The organism is Streptomyces sp. NPDC051664, from assembly GCF_044453545.1.
Classification (GTDB): domain Bacteria; phylum Actinomycetota; class Actinomycetes; order Streptomycetales; family Streptomycetaceae; genus Streptomyces.
On record NZ_JBITCU010000025.1, the window covers coordinates 84,073 to 108,040 of the forward strand.

16 protein-coding genes are annotated in these 23,968 nt (G+C 72.3%); 4 read left to right on the plus strand and 12 right to left on the minus strand.

The window, feature by feature from the left end; genetic code table 11:
- Window positions 1-225: 225 nt before the first annotated feature.
- Genes ettA through ACIA8E_RS31885 form a run of 3 tightly spaced genes read left to right on the plus strand, consistent with a single transcriptional unit; the run spans window position 226 to window position 3,010 of the window.
- A complete protein-coding gene (gene ettA / locus ACIA8E_RS31875; protein ID WP_399303255.1) occupies window positions 226-1,890 on the plus strand; it encodes an energy-dependent translational throttle protein EttA in 1,665 nt (554 codons plus the stop codon).
- Between the two features lie 5 nt (window positions 1,891-1,895).
- On the plus strand, window positions 1,896-2,318 hold the full coding sequence (locus ACIA8E_RS31880) for an acyl-CoA thioesterase (protein ID WP_399303257.1): 423 nt from the start codon (window positions 1,896-1,898) through the stop codon (window positions 2,316-2,318).
- Window positions 2,315-3,010 carry a hypothetical protein gene (locus tag ACIA8E_RS31885; protein WP_399303259.1) on the plus strand — a complete coding sequence of 232 codons (696 nt, stop codon included), beginning with the start codon at window positions 2,315-2,317 and terminating at the stop codon, window positions 3,008-3,010. Before ACIA8E_RS31880 ends, ACIA8E_RS31885 begins: the two co-directional genes overlap by 4 nt.
- A gap of 37 nt (window positions 3,011-3,047) precedes the next feature.
- Here ACIA8E_RS31885 and ACIA8E_RS31890 read toward each other — a convergent pair whose 3' ends face one another.
- From ACIA8E_RS31890 to ACIA8E_RS31905, 4 genes are all read right to left on the minus strand, one after another.
- On the minus strand, window positions 3,048-4,016 hold the full coding sequence (locus tag ACIA8E_RS31890) for an ABC transporter ATP-binding protein (protein ID WP_399303261.1): 969 nt from the start codon (window positions 4,014-4,016) through the stop codon (window positions 3,048-3,050).
- Window positions 4,013-6,838, minus strand: coding sequence for an FtsX-like permease family protein (locus ACIA8E_RS31895; protein ID WP_399303263.1), 2,826 nt, complete (start codon window positions 6,836-6,838; stop codon window positions 4,013-4,015). The genes ACIA8E_RS31890 and ACIA8E_RS31895 overlap by 4 nt, the downstream gene beginning before the upstream one ends.
- A 1-nt stretch (window position 6,839) precedes the next feature.
- On the minus strand, window positions 6,840-10,160 hold the full coding sequence (locus ACIA8E_RS31900; RefSeq protein ID WP_399303265.1) for an FtsX-like permease family protein: 3,321 nt from the start codon (window positions 10,158-10,160) through the stop codon (window positions 6,840-6,842).
- Between the two features lie 211 nt (window positions 10,161-10,371).
- Entirely contained in the window at window positions 10,372-10,776 is a 405-nt protein-coding gene (locus ACIA8E_RS31905) for a globin (RefSeq protein WP_399303267.1), read from the minus strand.
- A gap of 111 nt (window positions 10,777-10,887) precedes the next feature.
- Between ACIA8E_RS31905 and ACIA8E_RS31910 the strand changes: the two genes are divergently transcribed.
- Complete coding sequence (locus ACIA8E_RS31910; RefSeq protein ID WP_399303269.1) at window positions 10,888-11,883, plus strand: methyltransferase domain-containing protein; 996 nt, start codon at window positions 10,888-10,890, stop codon at window positions 11,881-11,883.
- Window positions 11,884-11,892: 9 nt separating this feature from the next.
- Here the strand turns inward: ACIA8E_RS31910 and ACIA8E_RS31915 are convergent, their stop codons facing one another.
- The 8 genes from ACIA8E_RS31915 to ACIA8E_RS31950 form a co-directional block, all read right to left on the minus strand.
- The gene (locus ACIA8E_RS31915; RefSeq protein WP_399303270.1) at window positions 11,893-13,005 is read right to left on the minus strand and encodes an FHA domain-containing protein; all 1,113 of its coding nucleotides are present in this window, start codon (window positions 13,003-13,005) and stop codon (window positions 11,893-11,895) included.
- A gap of 98 nt (window positions 13,006-13,103) precedes the next feature.
- The gene (locus ACIA8E_RS31920) at window positions 13,104-14,465 is read right to left on the minus strand and encodes a VWA domain-containing protein (RefSeq protein ID WP_399303272.1); all 1,362 of its coding nucleotides are present in this window, start codon (window positions 14,463-14,465) and stop codon (window positions 13,104-13,106) included.
- A gap of 82 nt (window positions 14,466-14,547) precedes the next feature.
- Window positions 14,548-15,942, minus strand: a complete 1,395-nt coding sequence (locus ACIA8E_RS31925) for a PP2C family serine/threonine-protein phosphatase (protein ID WP_399303274.1) — start codon at window positions 15,940-15,942, stop codon at window positions 14,548-14,550.
- Window positions 15,939-18,689 carry a tetratricopeptide repeat protein gene (locus ACIA8E_RS31930; RefSeq protein ID WP_399303276.1) on the minus strand — a complete coding sequence of 917 codons (2,751 nt, stop codon included), beginning with the start codon at window positions 18,687-18,689 and terminating at the stop codon, window positions 15,939-15,941. Before ACIA8E_RS31930 ends, ACIA8E_RS31925 begins: the two co-directional genes overlap by 4 nt.
- A 67-nt stretch (window positions 18,690-18,756) precedes the next feature.
- Window positions 18,757-20,082 (minus strand): hypothetical protein, encoded by a 1,326-nt coding sequence (locus tag ACIA8E_RS31935; protein WP_399303278.1) that lies wholly within the window; start codon window positions 20,080-20,082, stop codon window positions 18,757-18,759.
- 50 nt (window positions 20,083-20,132) lie between these two features.
- Window positions 20,133-21,164, minus strand: a complete 1,032-nt coding sequence (locus ACIA8E_RS31940) for a glutamate ABC transporter substrate-binding protein (RefSeq protein ID WP_399303280.1) — start codon at window positions 21,162-21,164, stop codon at window positions 20,133-20,135.
- 11 nt (window positions 21,165-21,175) lie between these two features.
- Window positions 21,176-22,570: a hypothetical protein gene (locus ACIA8E_RS31945; protein WP_399303282.1), complete on the minus strand. Its 1,395-nt coding sequence runs from the start codon at window positions 22,568-22,570 to the stop codon at window positions 21,176-21,178.
- A gap of 325 nt (window positions 22,571-22,895) precedes the next feature.
- Complete coding sequence (locus ACIA8E_RS31950; protein ID WP_399303283.1) at window positions 22,896-23,879, minus strand: N-acetylglucosamine kinase; 984 nt, start codon at window positions 23,877-23,879, stop codon at window positions 22,896-22,898.
- Between the last annotated feature and the right edge of the window lie 89 nt (window positions 23,880-23,968).

Consider the following 23,968-nt stretch of genomic DNA (forward strand, 5'->3'; position numbering starts at 1 on the left):
TCCACGCCTGTTACCTCTCCGCGACCCGCACCGGGTTCCCGTGGCCCGCGTCACAGGGGCGGGGGACAGCGTGGACCGACGACGACCTGCAGTGACCGATCCTCCGGGTTCGATCGTCCGTGTCGCCCTGATCAAGGGGCTCCGAGGTTCCAGTTTCCGTCCTGGGGTGGACGTCAGGCAAGATGGGGTGTATCTGCCCACACATCGATTGCCGGACGGTTTCTCTTGGCTGAGTACATCTACACGATGCGCAAGACGCGCAAGGCGCACGGCGACAAGGTGATCCTTGACGACGTCACGCTGAGCTTCCTGCCCGGCGCCAAGATCGGTGTGGTGGGCCCCAACGGCGCCGGTAAGTCCACGGTGCTGAAGATCATGGCCGGGCTGGAGCAGCCGTCCAACGGTGACGCGTTCCTGTCGCCCGGGTTCAGCGTCGGCATCCTCATGCAGGAGCCGCTGCTCGACGAGTCGAAGACCGTGCTGGAGAACGTCCAGGCCGGCGCCGCCGAGATCATGGGCAAGCTCACGCGCTTCAACGAGGTCGCCGAGCTCATGGCGACCGACTACTCGGACGCGCTCATGGACGAGATGGGCAAGCTCCAGGAGGACCTGGACCACGCCAACGCCTGGGACCTGGACGCGCAGTTGGAGCAGGCCATGGACGCGCTGGGCTGCCCGCCCGGCGACTGGCCCGTCGTCAACCTCTCCGGTGGCGAGAAGCGCCGTGTCGCGCTCTGCAAGCTGCTGATCGAGGCCCCGGACCTGCTGCTCCTCGACGAGCCCACCAACCACCTCGACGCCGAGTCGGTGAACTGGCTGGAGCAGCACCTCTCGAAGTACGCGGGCGCCGTCGTCGCCGTCACGCACGACCGGTACTTCCTCAACAACGTCGCCGAGTGGATCCTCGAGCTGGACCGCGGCCGGGCCATTCCGTACGAGGGCAACTACTCCACGTACCTCGACAAGAAGGCCTCCCGCCTCAAGGTCGAGGGCCGCAAGGACGAGAAGCGCGCCAAGCGGCTCAAGGAAGAGCTGGAGTGGGTCCGCTCCAACGCCAAGGGCCGGCAGACCAAGTCCAAGGCACGTCTCGCCCGGTACGAGGAGATGGCGGCCGAGGCGGACAAGATGCGGAAGCTGGACTTCGAGGAGATCCAGATTCCGCCGGGCCCGCGGCTCGGTTCCATCGTCGTCGAGGTCAACAACCTCTCGAAGGCCTTCGGCGACAAGGTCCTCATCGACGACCTGTCGTTCACGCTGCCGCGCAACGGCATCGTCGGCGTCATCGGTCCGAACGGTGCGGGCAAGACCACGCTGTTCAAGATGATCCAGGGCCTGGAGACGCCGGACAGCGGCGCCATCAAGGTCGGCGAGACCGTCAAGATCTCCTATGTCGACCAGAGCCGCGCCAACATCGACCCCAAGAAGACCCTCTGGGCGGTCGTGTCGGACGAGCTCGACTACATCAACGTCGGCCACGTCGAGATGCCGTCGCGGGCGTACGTCTCCGCGTTCGGCTTCAAGGGTCCGGACCAGCAGAAGCCGGCCGGTGTCCTCTCCGGTGGTGAGCGCAACCGCCTCAACCTGGCGCTGACGCTCAAGGAGGGCGGCAACCTGCTGCTCCTCGACGAGCCCACCAACGACCTCGACGTCGAGACCCTGTCCTCGTTGGAGAACGCGCTCCTGGAGTTCCCGGGCGCCGCAGTGGTCATCTCCCACGACCGCTGGTTCCTGGACCGCGTCGCCACGCACATCCTGGCGTACGAGGGCGAGTCCAAGTGGTACTGGTTCGAGGGCAACTTCGAGTCGTACGAGAAGAACAAGGTCGAGCGTCTCGGTGCGGACGCGGCCCGTCCGCACCGCGCCACGTACAAGAAGCTCACGCGAGGCTGATCGTCTTGGCTCGTCATATCTACAACTGCCCGCTGCGCTGGTCGGACATGGATGCCTTCGGCCACGTCAACAACGTGGTCTTCCTCCGCTACCTGGAGGAGGCGCGCATCGACTTCATGTTCCGGCTGGCGCCGGGGGACGGCTCGCCGTCCTTCGCGGGCGGGTCCGTCGTGGCCCGGCACGAGATCGACTACGTGCGCCCGCTGGTCCACCGGCACGCGCCGGTGACCGTCGAGTCGTGGGTCACGAAGATAGGTGCCGCGTCGCTGACGATCTGCTACGAGATCAAGGACCCGGACCAGGTGTACGTGCGGGCCTCGACCGTCGTCGTCCCGTACAACCTGGCCGAGGAGCGGCCGCGGCGGATCTCCGCGGAGGAGAAGCACTTCCTCCAGGAGTACCTGGCCGAGGAGCCCGCCGCCGCATGACGGTTCCCGTGCAGTTGCTGGAGTTCGCGGACACGAGGGAGGCGGCAGATCTTGCCGCCTTCCTCGGCCGGCTGCTCCACTACGACCGGGCAGCCGCCGTCCGGCTGCAGGCGGGCGGCGGCGCGCTGGCCGTGTTCGGCAGGCCGCCGTCGTTCGAGGTCCTCGCCATCCGGACGGCGCGGCTGCGCGGCACGCACGACTTCGACATCACCGTGTCCGCCGGTGAACTCCTCGAATCACTCGACATCGACGGCGGCACCCGCGAGGCACACGGTGCGGGCCTGCCCGCGCCCGTCACCGGGCCGCCGTGGACCGGGGTCCTCCCGCCGCGCGGCGGCTGGCACGAGCAGCCGGGACTGCCCGGCCCCGTCTCCCTGCGCGTCGAGCTGAGCGCCGCGGTGGCGGAGTTCCGTGCCCGCGACGAGGCGCTGCCCGCGGACCGCCGCACCAGGGCGGAACGGGACCTGATCGGCCGCGAGATCTGGTCGCGCACGGTCGGGGACACGGAACTCCCGCTGCGAGCCGTCCACGCCGCCCAGTCCCTCGGCTTCCTCCGCCCGGCCCCGGACTTCCCGGTCGCCCTGCTCGCGTCGGGCCCCTGGCTGCGGCTGCGCACCCCGTTCGGCTCGATCGCGCTGCGCGGTGCGGGCGGCGGCCTCGGCGATCTCGGGGTGTCGGTCGGCGTCCGCTGACGCCGCGTCCGGAGCGGACCCGCGGGAGAGGCGCCCGTTATCCGCGCTGCTGGTCGTCCGGCCACACCCCGATGTGGTCCTGCTCCAGTTCCAGCATCACGCGGTGCTCCATCCCGAGCGTCTCCGTGTACTCGGCGGGCAGTTGCAGCCGCCCCGCGCGGTCGAGCATCGCGTACTCGCGGGCCACCTGGGACTCCTGGCCCGTCGCCGCGTCCACCTCCGTACGGCGCAGCACCTCGGACGACGTACGGCCGTCGCGGATGGCCACCGTACGGCGGACCTCACCCGCCACCGCCTGGTCGTGGGTGACGATCACGATCGTCGTGCCCAGCTCCTCGTTGGCCCGGCGGAACGCGGCGAAAACCTGCTCGCCCGTCGCCGAGTCCAGTTCGCCGGTCGGTTCGTCGGCGAGCAGCACCGAGGGATTGTTGGCGAGCGCGACCGCGATCGCGACCCGCTGCTGCTGGCCGCCGGACATCTGCGGGGGCCGCCGGTCGCGGCAGTCCGCGACATCCAGCATCTGCAGCAGGGACTCGGCGCGCGCGGCGCGTTCGCGGCTCCGGCCGCGGCCGCGGCCGCGCAGCTGCATGGGCAGCGTGACGTTCTGGACGGCGGTGAGGTAGGGGAGCAGGTTGCGGGCGGTCTGCTGCCAGACGAACCCGACGACGTCCCGGCGGTAACGGAGCCGTTCCTTCGGGCCCATCGACAGCAGATCGCAGCCCGCGACCTTCGCCGACCCGGCCGTCGGTACGTCGAGGCCCGCCAGAATGTTCATCAGGGTCGACTTGCCACTGCCGGACGCCCCGACGAGCGCCATCAACTCGCCCTCGGTGACCAGCAGATCGAGGCCCTGGAGGGCTTGGACCTCCACCCCGTCCGCGCTGAAGATGCGCACCAGCCGATCACAGGCGATCAGCGCGTCGTGCCCGTACGAGGGCCGGTCACGGCGTGCGGCGGCCCGCTGTTCGAGCTCCGCCAGAGTGGTCTCGGTCGTCGACGACGTCATCGGGTGTCTCCTGCCCTGAGTTCGGTGATCGATCCACGGCGCCCGGCCCACCAGGCCTGTACGGCTGCCACGGTGGCGGCGAGGGCGACCACGCCGAGTGCCGGCAGCGCCAGGGACCACGGGTCGGCCCGCAGCGGAGCGGTGTCGAGTGCGTCGGAGCCGGGCCCGCTGGACAGCGCCAGCTGTACCAGGTCGACGCCGGGTGCCAGCAGGGCGATCGTCGACCAGCCGACGAGCAGTCCGCCGACGGCGGCCAGCAGCGCCTGCGGCATCGCCTCGAGGCCGAGGAGCCGTCGTCCCTGCCGGAGGGTGAGGCCCATGGTCCGCAGCCGGGCCAGCAGCGCCGTGCGTTCCGGTGCGGTCTGCAGCAGCGACAGCAGTACGGCGAGCAGTGCGTAGCCCGCGCCGGCTGCGATCGCCGCCGCGTAGATCCGCTCGGCGCCCGACTGCATGGGGGTGTCGACGAACGCCGCGCGTTCCTCGGACCGCAGCTGTACGGAGAACGTCGAGCCCGCCCGGTGCGCGGCGGCGCGCAGCGCCTTCGCGTCCGGGGAGCCGCCGGTGACCAGCAGGGTGGTGGTCTGCCGGTGGGTGAGGGACGCGGCGTCGACGATCAGGAAGCCGGCGCTGTCGACGGCCGGTGTGCGCGTCACCGTTCCGACGACGCGCACCTTGAAGTCCCCGGCCTGCGAGTTGATGTCGCGCGGCCGTTCGCCGAGCCGCTCGGCCACGGCCGGTGCGGCGAGGACGGGCAGCACCCGGTCCTTCGACGGCAGCGTGCCCTTTCTGGGCGCCGCTCCGGTGGCCTTCAGCCGGTCTGCGGGGAACGGTCCGAAACCGGTGGCGCGCGCCAGTTTCGCGTACGTCCCCGGATCGACACCGATCAGCGTGGTGCCCTTCGCGTCCTCGATGCCGGCCTCGTTGGACGGGAGCGGAACGCCGTACTCGATCTGGACCGGCGCCACGTCCCGTACACCGCCCGCCTTCCGTACGTCCCGGACCAGCCGGTCCGGCAGCGGCATCGCATCGCCCTCGCCGCTGATCCGGGCGTCCGCACCGGTGGCCCGCACCGCCGCATCGTCCCGGGCGTCCGCGACGCCCGCCAGCACCGAGCCGCCGAACGCCGCCGTCGTCAGCGCGACCAGCAGCGCCAACAGGGCCGGTGCGCCGCTCACCGACGCGCGCCCGGCACGGGCCAGGGCGAGGAAGCCGACCGCGCCGCGCAGCCGTGCGACGGTACGGGAGGCGAGCCGCAGCGGCAGCGGGTACAGGCGGGCGAGGACCAGCGCCGCGATCAGTCCGACCAGCACCGGCGCGGCGCTGATCAGGAAGTCCGTACCGCCGCCCGCAGCCGTACCGCGGCGGCGCAGCGCGGCGACCGCGCCGACGGCCAGCACCAGCACGGTGAGTTCGGCAACCGTGCGCCGCCGCGACGGGCGGGCGGTCATCATGTCGTCGCGGGCGCCGTGCAGCTGCGGCCGGCGGTGAAGGAGCGTCGTACCCAGCGGCAGGGCGACACAGACCAGTACGGCGACGGCGGCGGCCCCGACGACCGCGGGCCACAGCCGGGCCGGGCCGACGGCGGCAACGGCGAGCAGCAGTCCAAGTGCCGCCGCGGGCAGCGCCGTCACCGCGGTCTCCGCGAGCAGCCGCCCGCCGATACCGCGCAACGAGCCGCCGCGTGAGCGCAGCAGGGCCAGTTCGCTGTGGCGGCGGGCGGCGAGCAGGCCGCCCGTCATCAGCAGTACGACGGCGGCGACGGCGCCGATCCCGACGGCGGCGACCGTGACGACCGGGCTGATCGCCGAACGCAACGCGTCGTACCGGTTGAGGACCACGTCCAGATCGGTCGTCAGTGTCGCCGCCGGACCGGCCAGCGCACGGAGCTTCAGCAGCTCCGGGCCGCTCTCCAGAGAAGCCACCCGGGACCGGAGCCGGTCCACCTCGAGCGCGGTGAGCCGGGAGGCGTCCGGTGCGATCCGCCAGTACGGCTCGGGCGCACCGGTCGTGGAGAGCAGCGCGGGCGCCGCGTCCGGCGGCAGCAACAAGGCCGCTATCCAGTAGTAGAGGGGAGGACCCTTGGTGTTCGTCGGGACCAGTGCCGGGGTACGCAGCAGGCGCTCGAACGACCAGTAGGCGGCACCGGGAAGCTTGGGGGCGACTATGCCGGTGATCCGTACGGTCAGCGGCTCCTCGCCCCGGGTCGGTACCGCGATCGTCGAACCCACCTTGAGTCCCAGGGCCTTCGCGGTCTCTTCGGTGACCGCGGCCTCGACCTCCGTGGCCGTGGTGGTGACCTCGCCGTGGACGGTGGGCCAGGCGCCGTCGCGCAGCGTGGCGTGGGCCGGCAGGGCCGAGGGGGCGGCGTACGTCAGCTTGGGATCGAGGCCATAGGGCCGGGGCAGCCATTTCTCCCCGGCGGCGATCGGCTCCGTCGTGCGGATGCCGTACGAGGACTGGAAGGCGTCGGCGCGCACCGGTTCGGGCAGTCCGGCCAGCACCTTGCGGTGGACCGCGCCGAGGGCCGCCTCGCGCACCGCGGCCGCACGCTCCGCCTCGACACCCAGGGCGGGCGGCGGAGCGGTCAGCTCCAGGACGCTGCGCCTGGGGTCCTCGACGACCAGGTCGTGGCGCAGCCCTTTGCTCTCGTACGTGTCGACGGCCCGTGGGAACGCGGCGGCGAGGAATGCTGTGACCAGCACCAGCAACCCGAGCGCGCAGGCGGCCGCGGGCGCGGTACGCAGCCGGGTGCGGACCCACGGGGCACAGGCCGCGGCCCGGGCGACGGCTGCGGAACGACCGCTGTCGGAACGTGGGCTCATGTCAGTTGTCCCCCTGGTGGCGCAGCGAAGTCACCGGGTCGGCGCGGCGCAGGGCGATCGCCGCCACGATCAGCAGCGGCAGCGCGGCGACGCCCGCCAGCAGTGCGGCGACCTGCCCGGCCGGCAACTGCACCAGTACGGGCGGCACCGGCTGGGCGGCCTGCCCGGTCAGCACGATGAGTGGCACGACGGCCCTGGTCAGTACGGCCCCGAGCGCGAACCCGACCAGCAGCGCGATGGCGATCAGGACGCCCTGCTCGGCGGCGATCATCCGGGCCGGCCCGCGGCGCGGCGCCCCCAGCGCCCGCAGCACGGCGAGTTCGGCGGACCTTTCGCGCTGCGATCCGACAGCGCTCACCGCGAATCCGACCGCTGCCAGCGCGGCGGCGACGACCGCCACCGCGAGCAGCGCGGACTGCGGCCCGGCGCCCAGCGGGTCGCCCAGCAGATCCCGGGCCACCTCGTCGCGGACGAGGACCTGCGCCGGGTCGGTGTCGGGCTGCGCACGGAGTGCGGCGGCGACCTTACCGGCCTGGCCGGGGTCGGTGCTCAGCCACCATTCGGTGGCGGTGAGGACCGCGTCCGGGCGGTCTGCGAAGACCTGGCCGAGAGCCCTGAGGTCGAGCAGCAGCGCGCCGCCGTCCCGGAGCCGGGACGTCTCGGCGGCAGCGGCGGTGGCGACGCCCGGCCCGGTGGTGGGCAGCTGACGGGCCGTCCGCACGATCTTCACCCGGACCGTTTCGCCGGCCAGCGTGACATCGACGTCCTGCCCCGGCTTCGCCCCGGACGCCTTCAGATAGGCGTCGGTGGCGACCCCGCGGAGCGGCGGGGCCTCGGCGTGGGGCGCAGCGGCCCGCAGGTTGAGGGCCGGCACCCCGTAGCCCGTGGCCTCGACCGGAACGGACCCGGTGTCGTACCGGAGCGTCAGCGGGTCCCGGTCGGAGGCGGCCGTGTGGACGGGGGCGCCCGGCTGCGTCTCGTTGAGCAGACTGGTGGTCAGGGCGCCCTGCCAGTCGAACCCGGCCGGGACGGGGACCGGCTGCTCGGTGCCGTCCGCGGTCACGGTCCGCAGCCGGCTCACGGTGACCAGGTGCGTCTCGGCATGCTCGACGGGCTGCCTGCTGTCCAGCTCGAACCCGGTCACGGCCAGCTCACCGGCGGCCGCCACCGCGAGCGACAGGGGATGTGCCCGGCCGTCGGCCGGTACGGGTCCGACGAGCACCTGGTACGGCAGGCCGTAACGGTCCTCCAGCTCCACGGTGACCAGCGGGGCCATGCCGGACGGCGACGCCCGGTGCGGTGCGGAGGGCACGGTGATCCGCAGGTCGAACCGGATCTCCCTGCTGCCCTTCGGCAGCAGCAGCCCGGTCCGCGCGGTCTTCGGCGGTTGGAGCGCGCTGAGCAGCCGGTCCACCGGTTCGCCGGCGAGATCGTCGCGCATCAGCATCCGCTCGTCGGCGTGCGCGGTGTCCAGAGCGACCACGTCCGCCGTGCGGTCGCCGGACAGATCCACCTTCGTACGGAACGCGGGCGCCGCCTCCCGCACCCCCGGCAGCTGTGCGTACGCCCCGGCTTTCGCCGGATCGCCGTTGATTCCGCCGACCATGCGCACCGACGTGCCGGTCCTGAAGTCGGCCTGGTCGCCCTGCGAACGATCCCAGGACGCGCTCTGCCCGATCGCCAGCATCCCCATCGCGGCAGCCAGGACCAACAGCAGCACCGGTCCGGCGCCGCGCAGCGGACGGCGGCTGAACTGCCAGCCGGCCAGCGCGATGGACAGCCCCCGACCGCCCGCCGCACGACGTTCCGCCAGCCTGGCCGCGGGCGGCAGCAGCCGCAGCGTCAGCACGGTGCCCGCGAGCAGCAGCAGCGCGGGTGCGGCGACGAGCAGCGGATCGACGCCGAGATCGCCCTCCCGGTCACCGCTGAGCGCACCGCTGCCGGAGCTGCCGGTCTGCCGGTCGAGCTGCCAGTACGCCACCGCCGCGATCAGTAGCAGTCCGATGTCGGCGCCCGCGCGCACCGGCCCGGGCAGCGCGGCGGCCCGGGTGCGGCTGCGCACCCCCGCGCTGGCGGCCAGCGCGGGCGCGACGACGGCCACGGCACAGGCCAGCGCGACGGCGGCGGCCACCAGCCACACGGTCCCGGTCGCGCCCGCGTCGAGCCGCAGCCCGAGCCGGGTCAGCTCACTGCGGTCCGCCAGCAGCCGGGTCAGCGGCCCGGCCAGCAGCGGGGCTATGACGGCGGCGGGCAGCGCCAGCAGCAGTGCCTCGATCGCGGCGAGCGAGGTGATCCGGCCGCGCGAACCGCCGCGGGCCCGCAGCAGTTCCGTCTCCCCGCCGCGCTCACTGCTCAGCAACCGGGCCACGAGCAGCAGCGCGTAACCGGCGAGCAGCACCAGCTGCACGGCGACGATCATCAGAGTCGAGCGGGACACCAGCAGCGCCCGGTCGATCTGGTCCAGGACGGTGGGCAGCGAGGTCTGCGCGAGGGCCCCGTCCTTGAACTCCGGGGAGGCGAGGAGCGCCTTCGGGCCCCTGGTCGACGAGGTATGCAGCGCGTGGATGCGGTCCGTGGTGACGGTGCGGAAGTCGGCGACGGCCAGCCACGACATCTCGCCCGAGCTGATCCGCCCGGAGTCGAGCACGGCGGGATCGGTGAGCAGCGGACCGTATGTGGTGAAGACGACCTTGCGGATGCCGCGCCCGCCGAGCTCGTCCAACTGCCAGTACGGGTCGGCCTGGTCGGCCGCCTCGTAGAGGCCGGTGATCAGGACCGGCAGCCTGGTGCCGTCGGCCAGCCGGTCGGTGAGTGTGAGTCGCGCGCCGGGCTTCAGCTTCAGGACATCGGCGGCGACGGAGGGCAGGGCCACCTCGACGGGGGCGCCGCTCTTCCCGCTCCCGTCGCCGGGCATGCGGCCGGCGGTGAGACGGACGCGGCTGCGGTCGAGCGAGGCGAACCGGGTGAGATCCGGATCGCCGCGCCGGGCCGCCGGAGCCTGCAGGCTGCGCGGCAGGGCGTACGGCCCCGAGGCCTTCAGCGTCCGTACGGTCACCGCCAGGCCGTCGAACGTCTCACGGGCGGCCTTGCGCGCGGTCGCGTCGGCCGCTTCCCGCTGCTCCCGCTCCACCTGCGCGGAGATGACGAGCGAGGCGGACGCGGCGGAGCGGTGGGTGAGCGTGTGGCGCAGGGCCGCGTCGCCGATGGAGCCGGAGAAGGCGGTGAGTGCCGCCAGCACCGATGTGGTGAGCAGGACGGCCAGGACGGCTGCGGCGAGAAGGAGCCGATGCGCCCTCACCCGCAGAAAGACGAACCCCGTCACCTGGCCCCCTCGACACTGTCACCCCGCACGCCCCCCGACGCTCCCAGGATGCTTTCAGAGTGCACCCACCTCTGGAAACCGCTTGCACGTGCACCTTGATGGGATCGTGACCGTTATGCGGCGGTGGAGCACCGCATTCCGCACAGTGCATCGGTGCGGGAGGGGGAGAAAAGGGTGAGAGGGGGAGAAAAGGGAGAACGGGGCTGAACCGTCAGCCCTCGGTGTTCACCATCGAGGCAGCGGCGTACGTGAGGTAGTCCCACAGCTGCCGCTCATGCTCCGGGGACAGTTCGAGCTCGTCGAGAGCCACCCGCATCCGGCCCAGCCAGGCATCGTGCGCGGCCCGGTCCACCCGGAACGGGACGTGCCGCATCCGCAGCCGGGGGTGCCCGCGCTGCTCGCCGTACGTCCGGGGGCCACCCCAGTACTGGATCAGGAACAGCGTGAACCGCTCCTCGGCCGGCCCCAGATCCTCCTCCGGATACATCGGCCGCAGCAGCGGGTCCTCGGCAACCCCCTGGTAGAAGCGGTGGACCAGGCGCCGGAAGGTCTCCTCGCCGCCGACCTGCTCGTAGAAGGTCTGCTCCTGAAGCGTGTCGTGCGGATTCTCTGTCACCCGTCCATGGTCGCAGACGCACCGGCCGAGGACCTGGGTCCTAGGACCCGGGCCAGGACGGCCACTGTGCGCCTCGTCGCTTCCGGGGCGCGCGAGCGGGAGAGTGGAGGCATGGGCCCATACCTGGATCAGTTCTCGGAGGCCGGCGCCGAGGCCCGGTCGGCGATGGTGCGGGAAATGGTCGCGCGTGGTGCGTCGAAGGACCCCGCCTGGCGTGCCGCGTTCGAGGAGGTGCCGCGCCACCTGTTCGTGCCGTACTACTTCGTGACCGGGACCGGTGGGCCCCAGCGGCTCTGGTGCGAGGACCCCGACCCGGCCCGGCGGGAACGGTGGCTGCACGGGGCGTACGCGGACGAGGCGCTGGCCACCCGGATCCGGGACGGCGAGCTCGTCTCGTCGAGCAGTCAGCCGTCGCTGATGGCCCGGATGCTGGAGGAACTGGAGATGGCGGACGGCATGACCGTCCTGGAGATCGGTGCGGGCACCGGCTACAACGCCGCGCTGCTCGCCCACCGCCTCGGCGACGACGCGGTGACCACCATCGACCTCGACCCGGAGATCACGGAGTCGGCCCGCAGACATCTCGCGGCGGCCGGCCATCACCCGGCGGTGATCACCGGGGACGGGGCGCGGGGCTGCCCCGAGCGGGGCCCGTACGACCGGATCATCGCGACCTGCACCCTGCCGTCCGTACCGCAGGCATGGCTGGCGCAGTGCAGGCCCGGGGCGCGGATCCTGGCGCCGCTCGCCACCGGTCTGATCATGCTGGGGGTGCGGGAGACGGCGCACGGGAGGTGTGCCGAGGGGCGGTTCCTGTCCACGCCCGCGTATTTCGTGCCGCTGCGCGGGGCGGTGCCGCCGCCGGTGCGCCACCCGCACACCGCAGGAGTGCCGAGGCGGGTGGCCGAGGACGAGTTGTTCCTGTTCATGCTGACGCTGACCGGATCCACTCTCGACCCGCGCGAGGCCCTCTCCCTCTGGCAGCGGGAGGGACGCCCCGAGCGGGCGAGGTTCGGCGTCACGGTCCGGGACGGGCGGCAGTGGGCCTGGCTGGACGACCCGGAGGGGCCGTACGCCTGGCCACTGCCCGCCGACCTCACGGCCTGAGCGTTCCGGTCAGCCGCGCCGGATGGTGATCGTCGTCCACGCCCCGAGGTGCACCTGGTCGCCGTCCTGGAGCGGAACGGGGACGTAGGGCTGGATCGGGTCCTCGGCGCCGTTCAGCGTGGTGCCGTTCGTGGAGTTCTGGTCGACCACGGCCCAGCTGCCGTCGGGCTGCTGCACCAGCACCGCGTGCTGGTGCGAGACCCCCGGGTCCTCCGGCGGCACGGACAGATCGACATCGGGGGACTCGCCGGTGCTGTGCCGGCGACGGCCGATGGTGACCTGGTTGCCGGTGAGCGGAAGGCGCTGCTCCGGGGAGTACGCGGGCAGGTTGAGCCCGGTCGCCTCGGGGCCGCTGCGCTGCATCATCGCCAGGAAGTACTCACGGTCCGGGGCGATGACCGCCGTCCAGTTCGCGGGCGCCTGGTTCGGGACCTGGCTCTGGAAGGGCGGCGGCTGCTGCTGTCTCGGGGGCTGCGGAGCCTGCGGTGCCTGGGGCTGTGAGGGCGGCGGCAGCATCCAGTCGTCACCGCCCGGCTGCTGGACCTGTGGCTGCGGCGGCGCGGTCTGCTGCTGGAAGGACGGCGGAGGCGGCGGGCCCTGCCGCTGGAACGGGTTCGGCGGCTGCTGCGGACCCGGTCCAGGAGGACCCGGGTGGCTGCCGGGACCGGACAGCGGCTCGGCCGGACGGTTCACCTGCGAGGGCCGCGAGCTCTGGTATTCGAACGGGTCGCGCTGCCGCTGCTGCGGCGGGGGCGGCGGACCCTGCTGCGCCTGGAAGCCGGGCGGCAGGTTCAGACCGGGCACCGGTCCGCCGGCACCGGGGCCCCCGTGCTGCGGGGCCAGCGGGGTGTACGACGTCGCCGTGTTCGTGAGGTAGTTCCACCGGCACTCCTCGCAGAACGGCGCCATCGCCTCTCGCGGGGTGCGGCACTGCGGGCAGAGCTCCGCCTGCTGCGTCGCATCGGGGCCGGGACCCTGCGGGTAGCCGTAACCGGGTGCGGGCGGCGGGGGAGGCGGCGGTGGGACTGCACCCGCAGGCGCGCCCGCGCCGGCCATGCGATGGCCGCAGACCTCGCACCAGTCGTCGGAACCCGACTGGTGTCCGTTCGGGCAGGTCGGCATGTCGGCGCTTCCCCCTCTCCTCGTCCGGCCCCCGGGGGCCGTCGTCTCTGTTGCTTCGCCAGGTCGCCGAGCCGGCCGGCTGCCGGTCGGCCATCGGGTCATTTCTTCACGCGGACGGTCTTGGTGGAGCGCGTTTCGAGGGTCATCTCGTCGGCCTCCGCCACCTTCGCCTTCAGTCGCACAGTACCTGTCGCCGCATCCACGACGTCCACCACCTTCGAAAGCAGTTTCGCAGTGTCAGCGTTCCCGGAGGCCGATGCCAGCTGCACCGCGCGGCCCAATTTCGCCGTTGCGCCGTCGAAATCTCCCGACTTGCGCGCATCGAGCCCCTGTTGGATGACCTGTGCCAGTTCCGCCTGGCCCGTGTAGTGCGCGACCTGCGGATTGATCGAGGTGGACGCCACCATGTCGTCGGTCCACACCGCCCGCACCAACCCCTGCGAAAGCGTCTGCGGGGCCGCCGTCCCCGACGGGTCGGGGAGGATCAACGAGACGCGGGCCGCGAGCATTTCCTGCCCGATACCGGCCTCCGGCACCTGTACACACACGTGGTAGTCGCGGGACTCGTCGCCCCAGGACCCGGTCGGGTAGTCCCCGGCGCGCGGGCCCGCCTCGGTGCGGCGGTCGGTCAGCTCGGCGACCGTCGGGGCGACCTGCTTCACGAACTTGATCTCGACTCCGACGGGCGTCCAGAGCCGCAGCGCCACGTCCGCGACCTCCTTGCCCATCGCGTTCTCCATCATCTGCGTGAAGTCCGCGGCGAGCCCTGCCGGATCGGCGACGATGTCCACGGTGCCGAGCAGCGCGGAGGCTATGGCTGTGACTTCTTTCACCTCCCAGTCGGTACCGACGCCGCGGGCGTCACAGGTGAAACGGCCCGCGCACGCCTCGAGCGCGTCCGCCAGGTCCTGGGGCGACTCGTGCTCGTTGCGGCCGTCGGTGAGAAGGATCCCGTGCCGGATGTCCACATCGGCGGCGCCGAGCAGCCGGTCGGTCAGCCGCAGCCAGGTGCCGATCGCCGTACCGCCGCCCGCACTGAGCCGGCGAAGCGCCTCCTTCGCCTGGGCCCTGGTCTGTGAGTCGGCGGTGGCGAGGCGGCCGTTGCCCGGGTAGACCTCCTTGGCGACGTGCGTACCGCCGACCACGGCGAACGACGTGCCGTCGCGCAGGGTGTCGATGGCCGCGGCCGTCGCGTCGCGGGCGTTGCGCATCTTCGTCGGCGGATAGTCCATCGAACCGGAACAGTCCACCATGATCACCACGGCGGCGTTCGGCCCCCGCCCCGGTACATGGGCGGGCGAGGCGGTCGCACCGGTCAGTGGGACACCACCGGTGGTGCCGCCGCCGGTCGACGTGACCGTGACGATCGCGTTGACCTCGCGGCCGCCCTCCGGCAGATATTCGTTCTGGTACACCTCGACGGAGAACTGCGGCGCGTGGGACTTGGAGAAGTTGGCCATCTGATCGGCTCCTGGCGAAGGTGGCAGAGCTGGCAAAGGTCGCAGTGGGTGCGCGGACGGACGGAACCGGACTCAACGGGACTCAAGCGGTGCTGTAGGCCGATCCTGCCCCTTGCGGAGGTACGGCGAACGGCAGCAGAGCCACTGTTACGTTGTCGTGGCCCCCACCGTCGAGCGCGTGACCCACCAGCACCTGGGCGCCGTGCAGCGGTCGTTCGTGCGCGTCCGGGGGGACGACGGCGGCCATTTCGGCGGCCGACTCCGCGTAGTTCCACAGCCCGTCCGTGCACACCACCACCAGACCCGGCCGGTCCGGTTTGAACGAAGCGGTGTGCGGCTCCAGTTCGTACGCATCGGCACCGAGCCAGCCGGTGATGGCGTGGGCGCGCTCGTCCGCGTACGCCTCGGCCTCGTTCATCAGTCCCGTCGCCACCATCTGCGCGGCCCAGGAGTCGTCCTCGGTGAGCCGGGCGGGCGGGGTGGTGCGGTCGTCCGGCACCCAGTAGACGCGGCTGTCGCCGACCCAGCCGACGACCAGCAGGCCGCCCGCCATGACCGCGCCGACCAGGGTGCAGGCCGGGGCGTTCCGGTGGTGGTGCGGATCGTGCTCCTGGGCCCGGTCGTCGTCGTGGGCCAGCGAGTTGACCGACTCGGCGGCGGCGACGATCGCCTCGTGCATCGCCTGCTGCGGGTGGGTGCCGCGCGGTAGCGACTCCAGCAGTGACTCGTTGGCCGCGATCGCGGCGGCGGCGGAGGCCTCGTCGGGGCGGCTCGCGGAGGAGACGCCGTCGCAGACGATCGCGACGACCGCCGGTGAGCCGTCCGGCAGGGCGGTGGTCGACACGGCGAACGAGTCCTCGTTGCGGTGATGGCGCAGCCCCCTGTCGCTGACGGCGGCCACCGAACCGAGCTCCTGCTCCATGTGGTCGCGCTCGCGGGGCTGGGCGTGACCGCAGTTCTCGCAGTAGCCGTCGGGGTCGACATGACCGGCGCGGCAGGCGACGCACAGCTTGGTGCCGTCCGGCGGGGTGAGGGCCGCCTCCGGGATGGCGGCGCCCGCGGAGGTACGGGGGTCGGGAGCGACGGGCGCCGCCAGCTCGAAGTCACCTGAGCCGGAGCCGGAGCCGGAGCCGGAGCCCGAGTCGGAGCCCAGCCCCGGGCCCGAGGCGTTCGGACGATCGAAGCGGACCCCCGGCGCGGGCGGCTCGGACCGGCCGGCCACGGGGGCGTCCGACCACTCGACCGAACCCGAAGCCGCCGCGGTGGGCGCGCCCGGCCCGGAAGCGGCCGTGTCCCCCGGCGCACCGCCCTCCACGGGCGCGGCCATCGCGATCGTCGGGTGGTCCTCCGGCGGCGCAGGTGCGACCGACAGGTCGTACCCGCACGCACCGCAGAACAGGTCGCCCGATTCCAGCGGCTCCTCGCAGTTGGGACACCTCGACAAGGCGGTCTCCTGGTGCATCTGCGACATCTTCACACCCACGTCCGGGGGCGGAAGCGGTTGGCCCGCTCCACCAGTTCGATCCTCTCGTCGCCACGCTGCGCAAGCCGGGCGAGCATCCGGTACGAACGCTCAAGACCGAAACGCAGCCCGCGTTCGTCCACCTCGCTGCCGAGCAGCATCCTCGGTCCGGCAGGAGCTCGGGACTGCGGGGAGTCCGGCCGGTCCGTGGGGCTTCCGGAGAGTACCCAGTCCAGCGCCGCCCCCAGCACCTCGGTCGACAGCTGCTCACGGCGCACCGCGTCCAGTCCGAAACCCTGCAGCCCGGACACCTGGTCGGCGGCGGCCGTCAGATCGGCGATCAGCGGCTCGTGCGGGGCGCGTTCACGCAGCCTGGCCCGTACGGTGGCGACCCGGGCGGCCGTGTAGTGGATCGACGCCTCGGGCACGGACTCCAGCGTCCGTACGGCCCCGGCCCGGTCCCCGGCCGCCATCTGCACCCGGGCCAGGCCGAACGCGGCGCTGACGAAGCTCGGGTCGGTCGTCCACACCAGGCGGTAGTACTCGGCGGCGTTGTCCAGCTGGCCGAGGACCTCCGCACAGATGCCCAGCGCCAGCTTGGGAGCGGGCTCACCGGGGAACGCGTCGTAGATCGCGTCGAACGACAGCGCGGCGGTCTCGTCGTCACCCGTCACCAGCGAGGCGATCCCGCGGTACCAGACGACCCGCCAGTCGTCCGGGTACTGCGCCTCCAGACCGGTCAGGGTCTGTCCGGCGGCGCCCAGTTCGTTCATCTCCAGGCGGGCGCGCAGCTCCCGAAGTCTGGTCTCCAGCGAGGCGGCGGGTACGGCCTGCAATGCGGCAATCAGTTCGGCGGGTGCGGACGCCATCAGTCCGGCGAGGAAGCCCGCATTGGGGTCGTTCGCGTCCACCCGCGGTACGGGCAGCGCGAGCGAGGTGGCCCGCGCGTCGAGCCCGGCCAGCCGGGGCACGCCCGGAGCGGAGGCCCCCGGCAGCGGGCCGGGGACGACCGGTGCGGGCGCGACCCGGGGCGCCGGAATGGCCGCCTGCGTCTGTGCGTACGGGGCGGGGGCGCCGTTGCCGCCCTGTACGTGCGTGGCGGACACCGACAGGGGTGCGGCCCCCGGAGCCGACTGCCCGGGAACGAACGGCGGCGCACCGGGGGGCACATGCCCGACCGCTGCCGGCGAGACCGGAACTCCGCCGAACGCCGCAACCGGACTCCGGTCCTTTCCCCTGCGTCGTCCGGCCGGCTCCGTCCGTACCCCGAGCCGCGACACATCGTCCGTCAGCTCGGCGAACAACTGGGTGTCCGTGACCCGCAGTTCCGTGCCGAACAGCGTCGAGAGCGCCGGTCGCGGCCGCCCCGTCTGAAGCGCCACGACCTCCCGCAACACCCCCGTCAGCTGATCCGCCATCTCCGACGCCGAGGCGAACCGTCTCGCCGGATCCGGATCCGTGGCCCGCACCAGCAGCCGGTAGAACGACTCGTACGTCCGGAACACCTCGATGTTGCCCGGGTCCGGCAGCGAGTCCACGAAGACGTTCGTGTACCCCTGGAAGTCGAAGGTGAGCACCGCGAGCGTCCGCGCGACCGTGTACAGATCGGAGGCGACCGACGGGCCGACCTCCGCGACCTCCGGCGCCTGATAGCCCACCGTGCCGTAGATGGCCGACTCCTCGTCGTCCATCCTGCGCACGGCGCCCATGTCGATCAGCTTGAGCTGGTCCTCGGTCTGGATCGCGTTGTCGACCTTGAAGTCGCAGTACAGCAGATTGCGGCTGTGCAGATGGCCGAGCGCCTCCAGCGCCTCGATGCCGTACGCGCAGGCCTGCTCGACCGGCAGCGGATCCCGCTTCCCGGACGGGGTACGGCGCTCGTTCGCGATCTCCTTGAGCGCTTTGCCGCCGACGTACTCCATCACGATGTAGCCGTCGAGCGAGCCGGTGCGCTGGTCGAGATGCTCGACGAAGTTGTAGATCCGGACGATGTTGGAGTGCTCGATCTCGGCGAGGAAGCGGCGTTCCGAGATCGCGGCCGCCATGGCGTCCTGGTCACCGGTGTCCAGCAGGCCCTTGAGGACCACCCAGCGGTCCGAGACCGCACGGTCCACCGCGAGATAGACCCAGCCGAGCCCGCCGTGCGCCAGACAGCCCGCCACCTCGTACTGGCCGTGCACGATGTCGCCGCCGTGCAGCTTCGGTACGAAGGAGTACGGGTGCCCGCACTTGGTGCAGAACCCCTCGGTCCTGCCCGGCTGTTCACCACGGGACCGGCCCACCGGGGCCCCGCAGTCGGAGCGCGAACAGAACCGTTTCCGCTCCGGCACCTCCGGGTTCTCCATCACGGCTGAGCGTGGGTCGGGGCGCGGCACGTCCGGCACCTGCACCAGACCCGCTCCCAGCCGGTTGCGCCCGGACGCCCCCGTCGACGCACCGGAGGAGCGCACCGACACCGAGCGGGACGTGGCGCTGCCCGACAGGGAGCGCGACAGCCGCCCCGACACCGAACGCCGCGAGGTCGACGAGCGGGCCGAGGAGCGCGAGGAGGCCCGGGACGACGCCCGCGAACCGCTCCGCGCCGAACTGCTGTTGCTGCCCTTGCCGCTCGCACCGCCGGCCGCGATGCCGGTGGGCGGCGAGCTCACCATCCCCGTCGGCGAGACGACCGGAGCCAGACCGCAGGTGCCGCAGTACAGCTCACCGCCGCCCATGTCCTCGTAATTGCCCTCGCACGCGGGGCGCTGGCACTGCGTACTCATGGTCTGTCCCCCTGTTCGCCCCGCCGCAGCAGCGGCCCGTCCGCCCTGCCCGTACTCGTACGCCTGCTCATCGCCGGTCCTCCGGTGCGAACGGCCGGCGCGGGTTCAGCAGCTCCGCCACCGCCTCCTGGTAGCGCAGCACCGCCTGCGCGGCGACCCGCAGATCGCACGGCGCGCTCCACAGCATGCGGCGCGCCGCGTCGTAGCGCTCGATCAGCATCGGGTCCTCCGCCAGGCCGTGCCGGGCGACCTTCGCCTTGTACGCGTCCAGCCGGCCGCGCAGCTCCGCCCGGACCGCCAGCGGCGCGGTGACCGCGGTCAACGACTCACGGGCGCGCAGCAGTTCGTCCTCGGCCTCCCGCTCCAGGGACTCCAGCAGCGGTGAGAGCCGGTGCCACTGGGCGTGCCTGCGGTACTCCGAAGCGGCGGCCAGCCGCTCCTGGAGGGCCGTCGGCGGCCCACTGACCGCGGGCACCTCGGAGGCGGCGATCTTCGCCAGCACCTCGCCGCGCGCCGACCGGGCCTCGGCCAGCGTGCGGTCCGCGCGGGAGAGCACGTCGCGCAGCTGGACGAGGCGCTGCTCGGCGTCCTGCCGGACCGCAAGGACCGCCTCGATCTCCCGACGCACGTCGTCCAGGGCGCGGGCCGCCCGGTCGTAGCGCGCCGTGTCCGGACGGCCGCCGCCGGGCGCTGCGCTGCCGGGTCCCGGCAGCCAGAACGCCAGCGGATCGGAGATCACCTGCACCCGCAGCGTGGTCAGCTCATGGGTGATCGACTCCAGGTCGTCGCCCGCCGGGTGCTCCCCGGGCCGCACGCCGACGGAGTGCGCCAGCGAACGCGTACGGCGCAGCTCGGCAGCGAGCAGATCTATCCGGGCGGGCAGCGCGGACCAGACGGAGTCGGAGGCGACGACCATGTCCAGCGAGCGCGCGTACAGATCGTTCATCCGGGCGACCAACTCCTCCAGCGAGAACCGCTCGGAGAGCTTGGCCGGGCCGGTGATCGACGGATCGGCCCGGGTGGCGGTGGACGCCATCGTGACGCTCTGGCCGCGCAGCAGTTCGGTCAGCGCCAGCAGGTCGTCATGGTTGGGGGAGCGCCGCCTGGCCCGGATCTCACGGGCCTCCTCGATCGCCGCGGCGTAGGCGTCGAAACAGCCCCACAGCAGCGTGATCGACTGCTCGGTGGTGGCCCAGCGCTCCTTGGTGACACCGGTCAGATCGGCGCCCTCCAGAAGCCGGCGGCCGGCATGGTCCTGCAGGGCGAGGAGGGAGGTCTCGATCGCCTCGTGCTCCGCACCGAGCCGGGCCAGCGCACGGTCCGCCTCGTCCCGGTCCAGGACCGGGCCGGGGGGCTTCCCCGCATAGCCGGGGAAGGGGCCCGCGACGCCCATCGATCACCTCTCTGCTCTCCCTGCCGGGCCGGGCCCGGCAGGATCAAGGACTAGTTGCTCCGGTACTTGGGCGCAGGCGGCGCCGATATCCCGGGCAGTCCGCTCGCCAGCCACTTCCGGTACGACACCATCCAGGGGCTGTCCTCGCCTCCCTTGCGGTAGTCGACCAGCACCTGATTGACCCGCGCCACCAGGTCGTTCGCGCCGTGCTTCGTGGCCACGCCGTAGTACTCGGTGGTGAAGGGCTTTTCGCCCTTGAGGACGACGGCCGGGTCCTGGGCGGCCTGGCCCGCCGCCAGCGCGTTGTCGGTGACCACCGCGTCGACCTCGCCCAACTGCAGCCGGACCAGGCAGTCCAACTGGTTTGGGACGGTGAGCTGGTCCTCGTCCGCCTCGGTGCCGTCGTGCCGGTCCTTGAAGTTGGCGCCGAACGACTGCTTCTCCAGTGCCTCGTACGCGGTGGAACCCTCGGCGGTGCAGACCCGCTTGCCTGCCAGGGACTTGTCGTACCCCGTGATCGGCGAGTCCTTCGGCGCGAGGACCTGCTGACCGGCCTGGAAGTAGGCCGTGGAGAACGAGACCTGGTCCAGCCGGCTGCAGTTGATGGTCATCGTCCGGACGACGACGTCGACCTTGTCGTTCTCCAGGGCGGCGATGCGCTGGTTGGTGGGGATGGCCCGGAAGATCACCTTGTCCGGGTCGCCCAGGATGTTCTGTGCGATGGCCCGCACCAGATCGATGTCGAACCCCTCGAGCTTCCCGGTCTCCGGGTTGCGGTATCCCCAGCGGAAGCTGTTCTGGTCGACGCCGGCGATCAGCTTCCCACGCTCCTTGATCTTCTCGATGCCCGGCCCGTCGGCGCTCGACGGCTGCAGGCTCGCCTCCGGGTCCGTGCAGTCGTCGGCGCTGGCCGGCACCGCCGTGGCCGTACCGGGCCCGGAGACACCGACGCCGAACGGCCCGGAGCCGCCGTGCGAGAGCGGCAGCAGGGTGAGCGACGCCGTCACCGCACAGGCCACGGCCATCCCCGTCACCCCGCCCCAGCCGCGCAGCCTGCCCCGGGTGGAACTGGTCCTGGTCATCGTTCCCCCTCTCACCGGTACTCCGACAGTCTGCGGTTGACCCCGACGATCGCGGCGACCGCGGCCAGTACGGCGAGAGCGGCCGCCCCGATCGGCAGCCCGCCCAGCGCCCCGCGCCCGTCCTCGGCGGCCCGGGTGAACTCGCCCTGCTCATGGGCGAGTGCCTTCTCCAGCGCCTCGTCCACCCGGTTGAATGACTCCCCCGTGGAGTTCCTGGGCCCGATGATCTGCTTCAGGGCGCCCTCGTAGTCGCCGTTGTCGTCGGTCGTGCGGGCGGTCCGGTGGCGGCCCTGCCACTCGGAGACACCGCTGATGGCATCCGCCACCGGCCCGCTCCCCTGGGAGTCGTCGGCGAGCTTCCTGGCCGTCCCCAGCTCCTCGCGGAGGGCCTTCATGCCCGTGGTGTAGTCGGTCTGGTACTTGTCGTTCTTGCCGTCCGCGGTCAGCACGGCGCCGCGGGCGACGAGGGTGAGGTTCTCATTGGCGCGCGCCTTCAGCGAGTTGATCCGCGCGTGATTGAGCACATCGAGGGACTGCTGCCCGTGCACATTGGCGTCCTGCAGTTCGGACCGCGCGACCGTGTGCCCCACGCCCAGCCACAGCAGCAGCACCGTCGACGCGGCGGTCGCGGCGAGCAGTCCGTGGTTGAAGACCCGGTTCGTCCTGCGGTAGTTGCGTCGCTGCGCCCAGAACAGCGCACCCAGCGCCACGACACCGAGACCCAGCGAGAGGAACGGCCACGCTCTCGCGGAGTCGTAGTCCTGGTCGAGCCGGCCGGTCTCCGCCGTGTACAGCCGCTCGGCGGCCGGCAGCAGCTCGGTGGACATCTTCTGGTTCGCGTACCGGAGATAGGCGCCGCCCAGGGGCAGCCCCTGCCGGTTGTTGGCGCGGGCCCGCTCGATCAGACCGGTGTACCGGGGGAGTTCCTCGTTGAGCTTGGTTATCTCCTGGCCCGACGGCGACGACGCGTCCGTGGTGGACGCCGCCTTCACCAGCAGCCTGGACGCGTCCTTGATGTCCTTCTCGTACCGCTCGTGCACATCGCGCGGCTCCTGCGCCCCCGCGAGGAATCCGCTTGCCGCCGCCGTGTCCGCATCGGCCAGCGAACGGTAGATGTTCGCCGCCTCGGCGCTCAGCGGCTGGCTGCGGCTCACCACGTCGTCGGTGGCGGCCGCCCGGCCGGAGATCTCGAACGCCGTCACGGCCCCGAACGCGATGACGAGAACCGCCAGCGCGGCCCCGATGATCTGGAGCCTGCCCGGTTCGGTCGTCGCCGCGGCGCGCAGCCGCGCCGTCGACTCGGACCGGGCGCTGCGACGCGGCGCGGGTACCGACGCAGGTACGGGCGCGGGCGGCTGGGCCGACGCGTGCTCCGGCGCCGTGCGCACATTCGGCGGGTATGTCACGTGACCTCCCCCTCGGTCGCTGACGGTGGCCCGCCCCCCGGCCGATCGGGGGACTGGTGCCCGGCCAGAAGTATGGCCGCAGGGACTGACATCCACACCAGGAACACCTGGATCCTGCACCGGGCCACGGATGCACACGCATTCGATCAAGGACGGCGCCGTCGATCAAGACGATCGGCGGAGCAGCCCCCGAAGCGGACCGATCTCCCCATCCATGAACACGTTCGGGACAACTGATCGGTTCCCGTACGCAAGGGGCGTCCCGCAGCACAATGGCCACAGGACGCCCGTCCGCGTTCCCGGCCCTCCCGATGTTCCCGATGCGTCAGGCGTACTGCGCACGGAGCCTGTTGTGCACCTCCGGCGCCGCCCCCGTCCGGTCCAGGCCCAGCAGTCCGGCGCCCAGCACCGGCGGCTCCGTCACCACCCGGATCACCGCCTTCGGGGCACGTACCGCGAGGAGTTCGGCGATCGCGTCGTCCAGCTGCGGGTGACGGGCCGCCAGCACGCTGCCGCCCAGCACCACCGGTGCCTCCTCGTCCAGCAGCCCGAGGCGGGTCAGCGCGACCGACGCCATCGCGACGACCTCCTCCGCGAGCCGGTGCACCAGAGCACGTGCCACCGGGTCCCCGGCCGCACCGGTGGCGAACAGCACCGGCGTCAGCTCGTGCCGGCGCTCGAACTCGATGTGCCCCAGATGCACCGCCTCGATGAGCGCGTACATCGAGTCGAGGCCGAAGTGGGCGGGGAGCGTGCGGGCCAGCTCCGTCGGCTCCCCGCGCCCGTCGTCGGCCCGCGAGGCGAACCACATGGCCTCCTCGGCGAGTCCCGAACCGCCGCCCCAGTCACCGGAGATCCGGCCGATCGCGGGGAAGCGGGCGGTGCGCCCGTCCGGCACCATGCCGACACAGTTGATCCCCGCGCCGCAGACGACGGCCACGCCCCGGGGCTCGTCGACGCCCGCGCGCAGGATCGCGAAGGTGTCATTGCGGACCTCGACCGTGCCGCCCCAGCCGCGGGCCCGCAGTGCCTCGGCCAGCTCCCGTTCCTCGACCGGGAGATCGGCATTGGCGAGACAGGCCGACACATGGCCGACGGAGTCGACCGGGCCGGCGGTCTCACGCGCTTTCGCCAGCGCCTTGTCGAGCGTCGCACCGAGGACGTCCACTGCCGCCGCGACGGAGGCGGCCTGCGGCTGGAAGCCGCCCCCGCGGGCTGTGCTCAGCACCGTTCCGTCCGGTCCGATCAGTGCCACATCGGTCTTGCTGTTCCCCGCATCGATGGCCAGGACCGCAGCGTTCACGCCCACGCGAGGTGCTCCCGGTTGTGCGCGATCAGCTTGTCGGTGAGCGCCTCGGCGTACTCGAACTGGCCGATCAGCGGGTGGGCGAGCAGTGC

Excerpts from the sequence above, each read along its gene's own strand:
- ACIA8E_RS31885 (WP_399303259.1), top strand. The coding sequence starts at position 2,315 with ATGACGGTTCCCGTGCAGTTGCTGGAGTTCGCGGACACGAGGGAGGCG.
- ACIA8E_RS31890 (WP_399303261.1), bottom strand. The coding sequence starts at position 4,016 with ATGACGTCGTCGACGACCGAGACCACTCTGGCGGAGCTCGAACAGCGG.
- ACIA8E_RS31895 (WP_399303263.1), bottom strand. The coding sequence starts at position 6,838 with ATGAGCCCACGTTCCGACAGCGGTCGTTCCGCAGCCGTCGCCCGGGCC.
- ACIA8E_RS31910 (WP_399303269.1), top strand. The coding sequence starts at position 10,888 with ATGGGCCCATACCTGGATCAGTTCTCGGAGGCCGGCGCCGAGGCCCGG.
- ACIA8E_RS31915 (WP_399303270.1), bottom strand. The coding sequence starts at position 13,005 with ATGCCGACCTGCCCGAACGGACACCAGTCGGGTTCCGACGACTGGTGC.
- ACIA8E_RS31920 (WP_399303272.1), bottom strand. The coding sequence starts at position 14,465 with ATGGCCAACTTCTCCAAGTCCCACGCGCCGCAGTTCTCCGTCGAGGTG.
- ACIA8E_RS31930 (WP_399303276.1), bottom strand. The coding sequence starts at position 18,689 with ATGAGTACGCAGTGCCAGCGCCCCGCGTGCGAGGGCAATTACGAGGAC.
- ACIA8E_RS31935 (WP_399303278.1), bottom strand. The coding sequence starts at position 20,082 with ATGGGCGTCGCGGGCCCCTTCCCCGGCTATGCGGGGAAGCCCCCCGGC.
- ACIA8E_RS31940 (WP_399303280.1), bottom strand. The coding sequence starts at position 21,164 with ATGACCAGGACCAGTTCCACCCGGGGCAGGCTGCGCGGCTGGGGCGGG.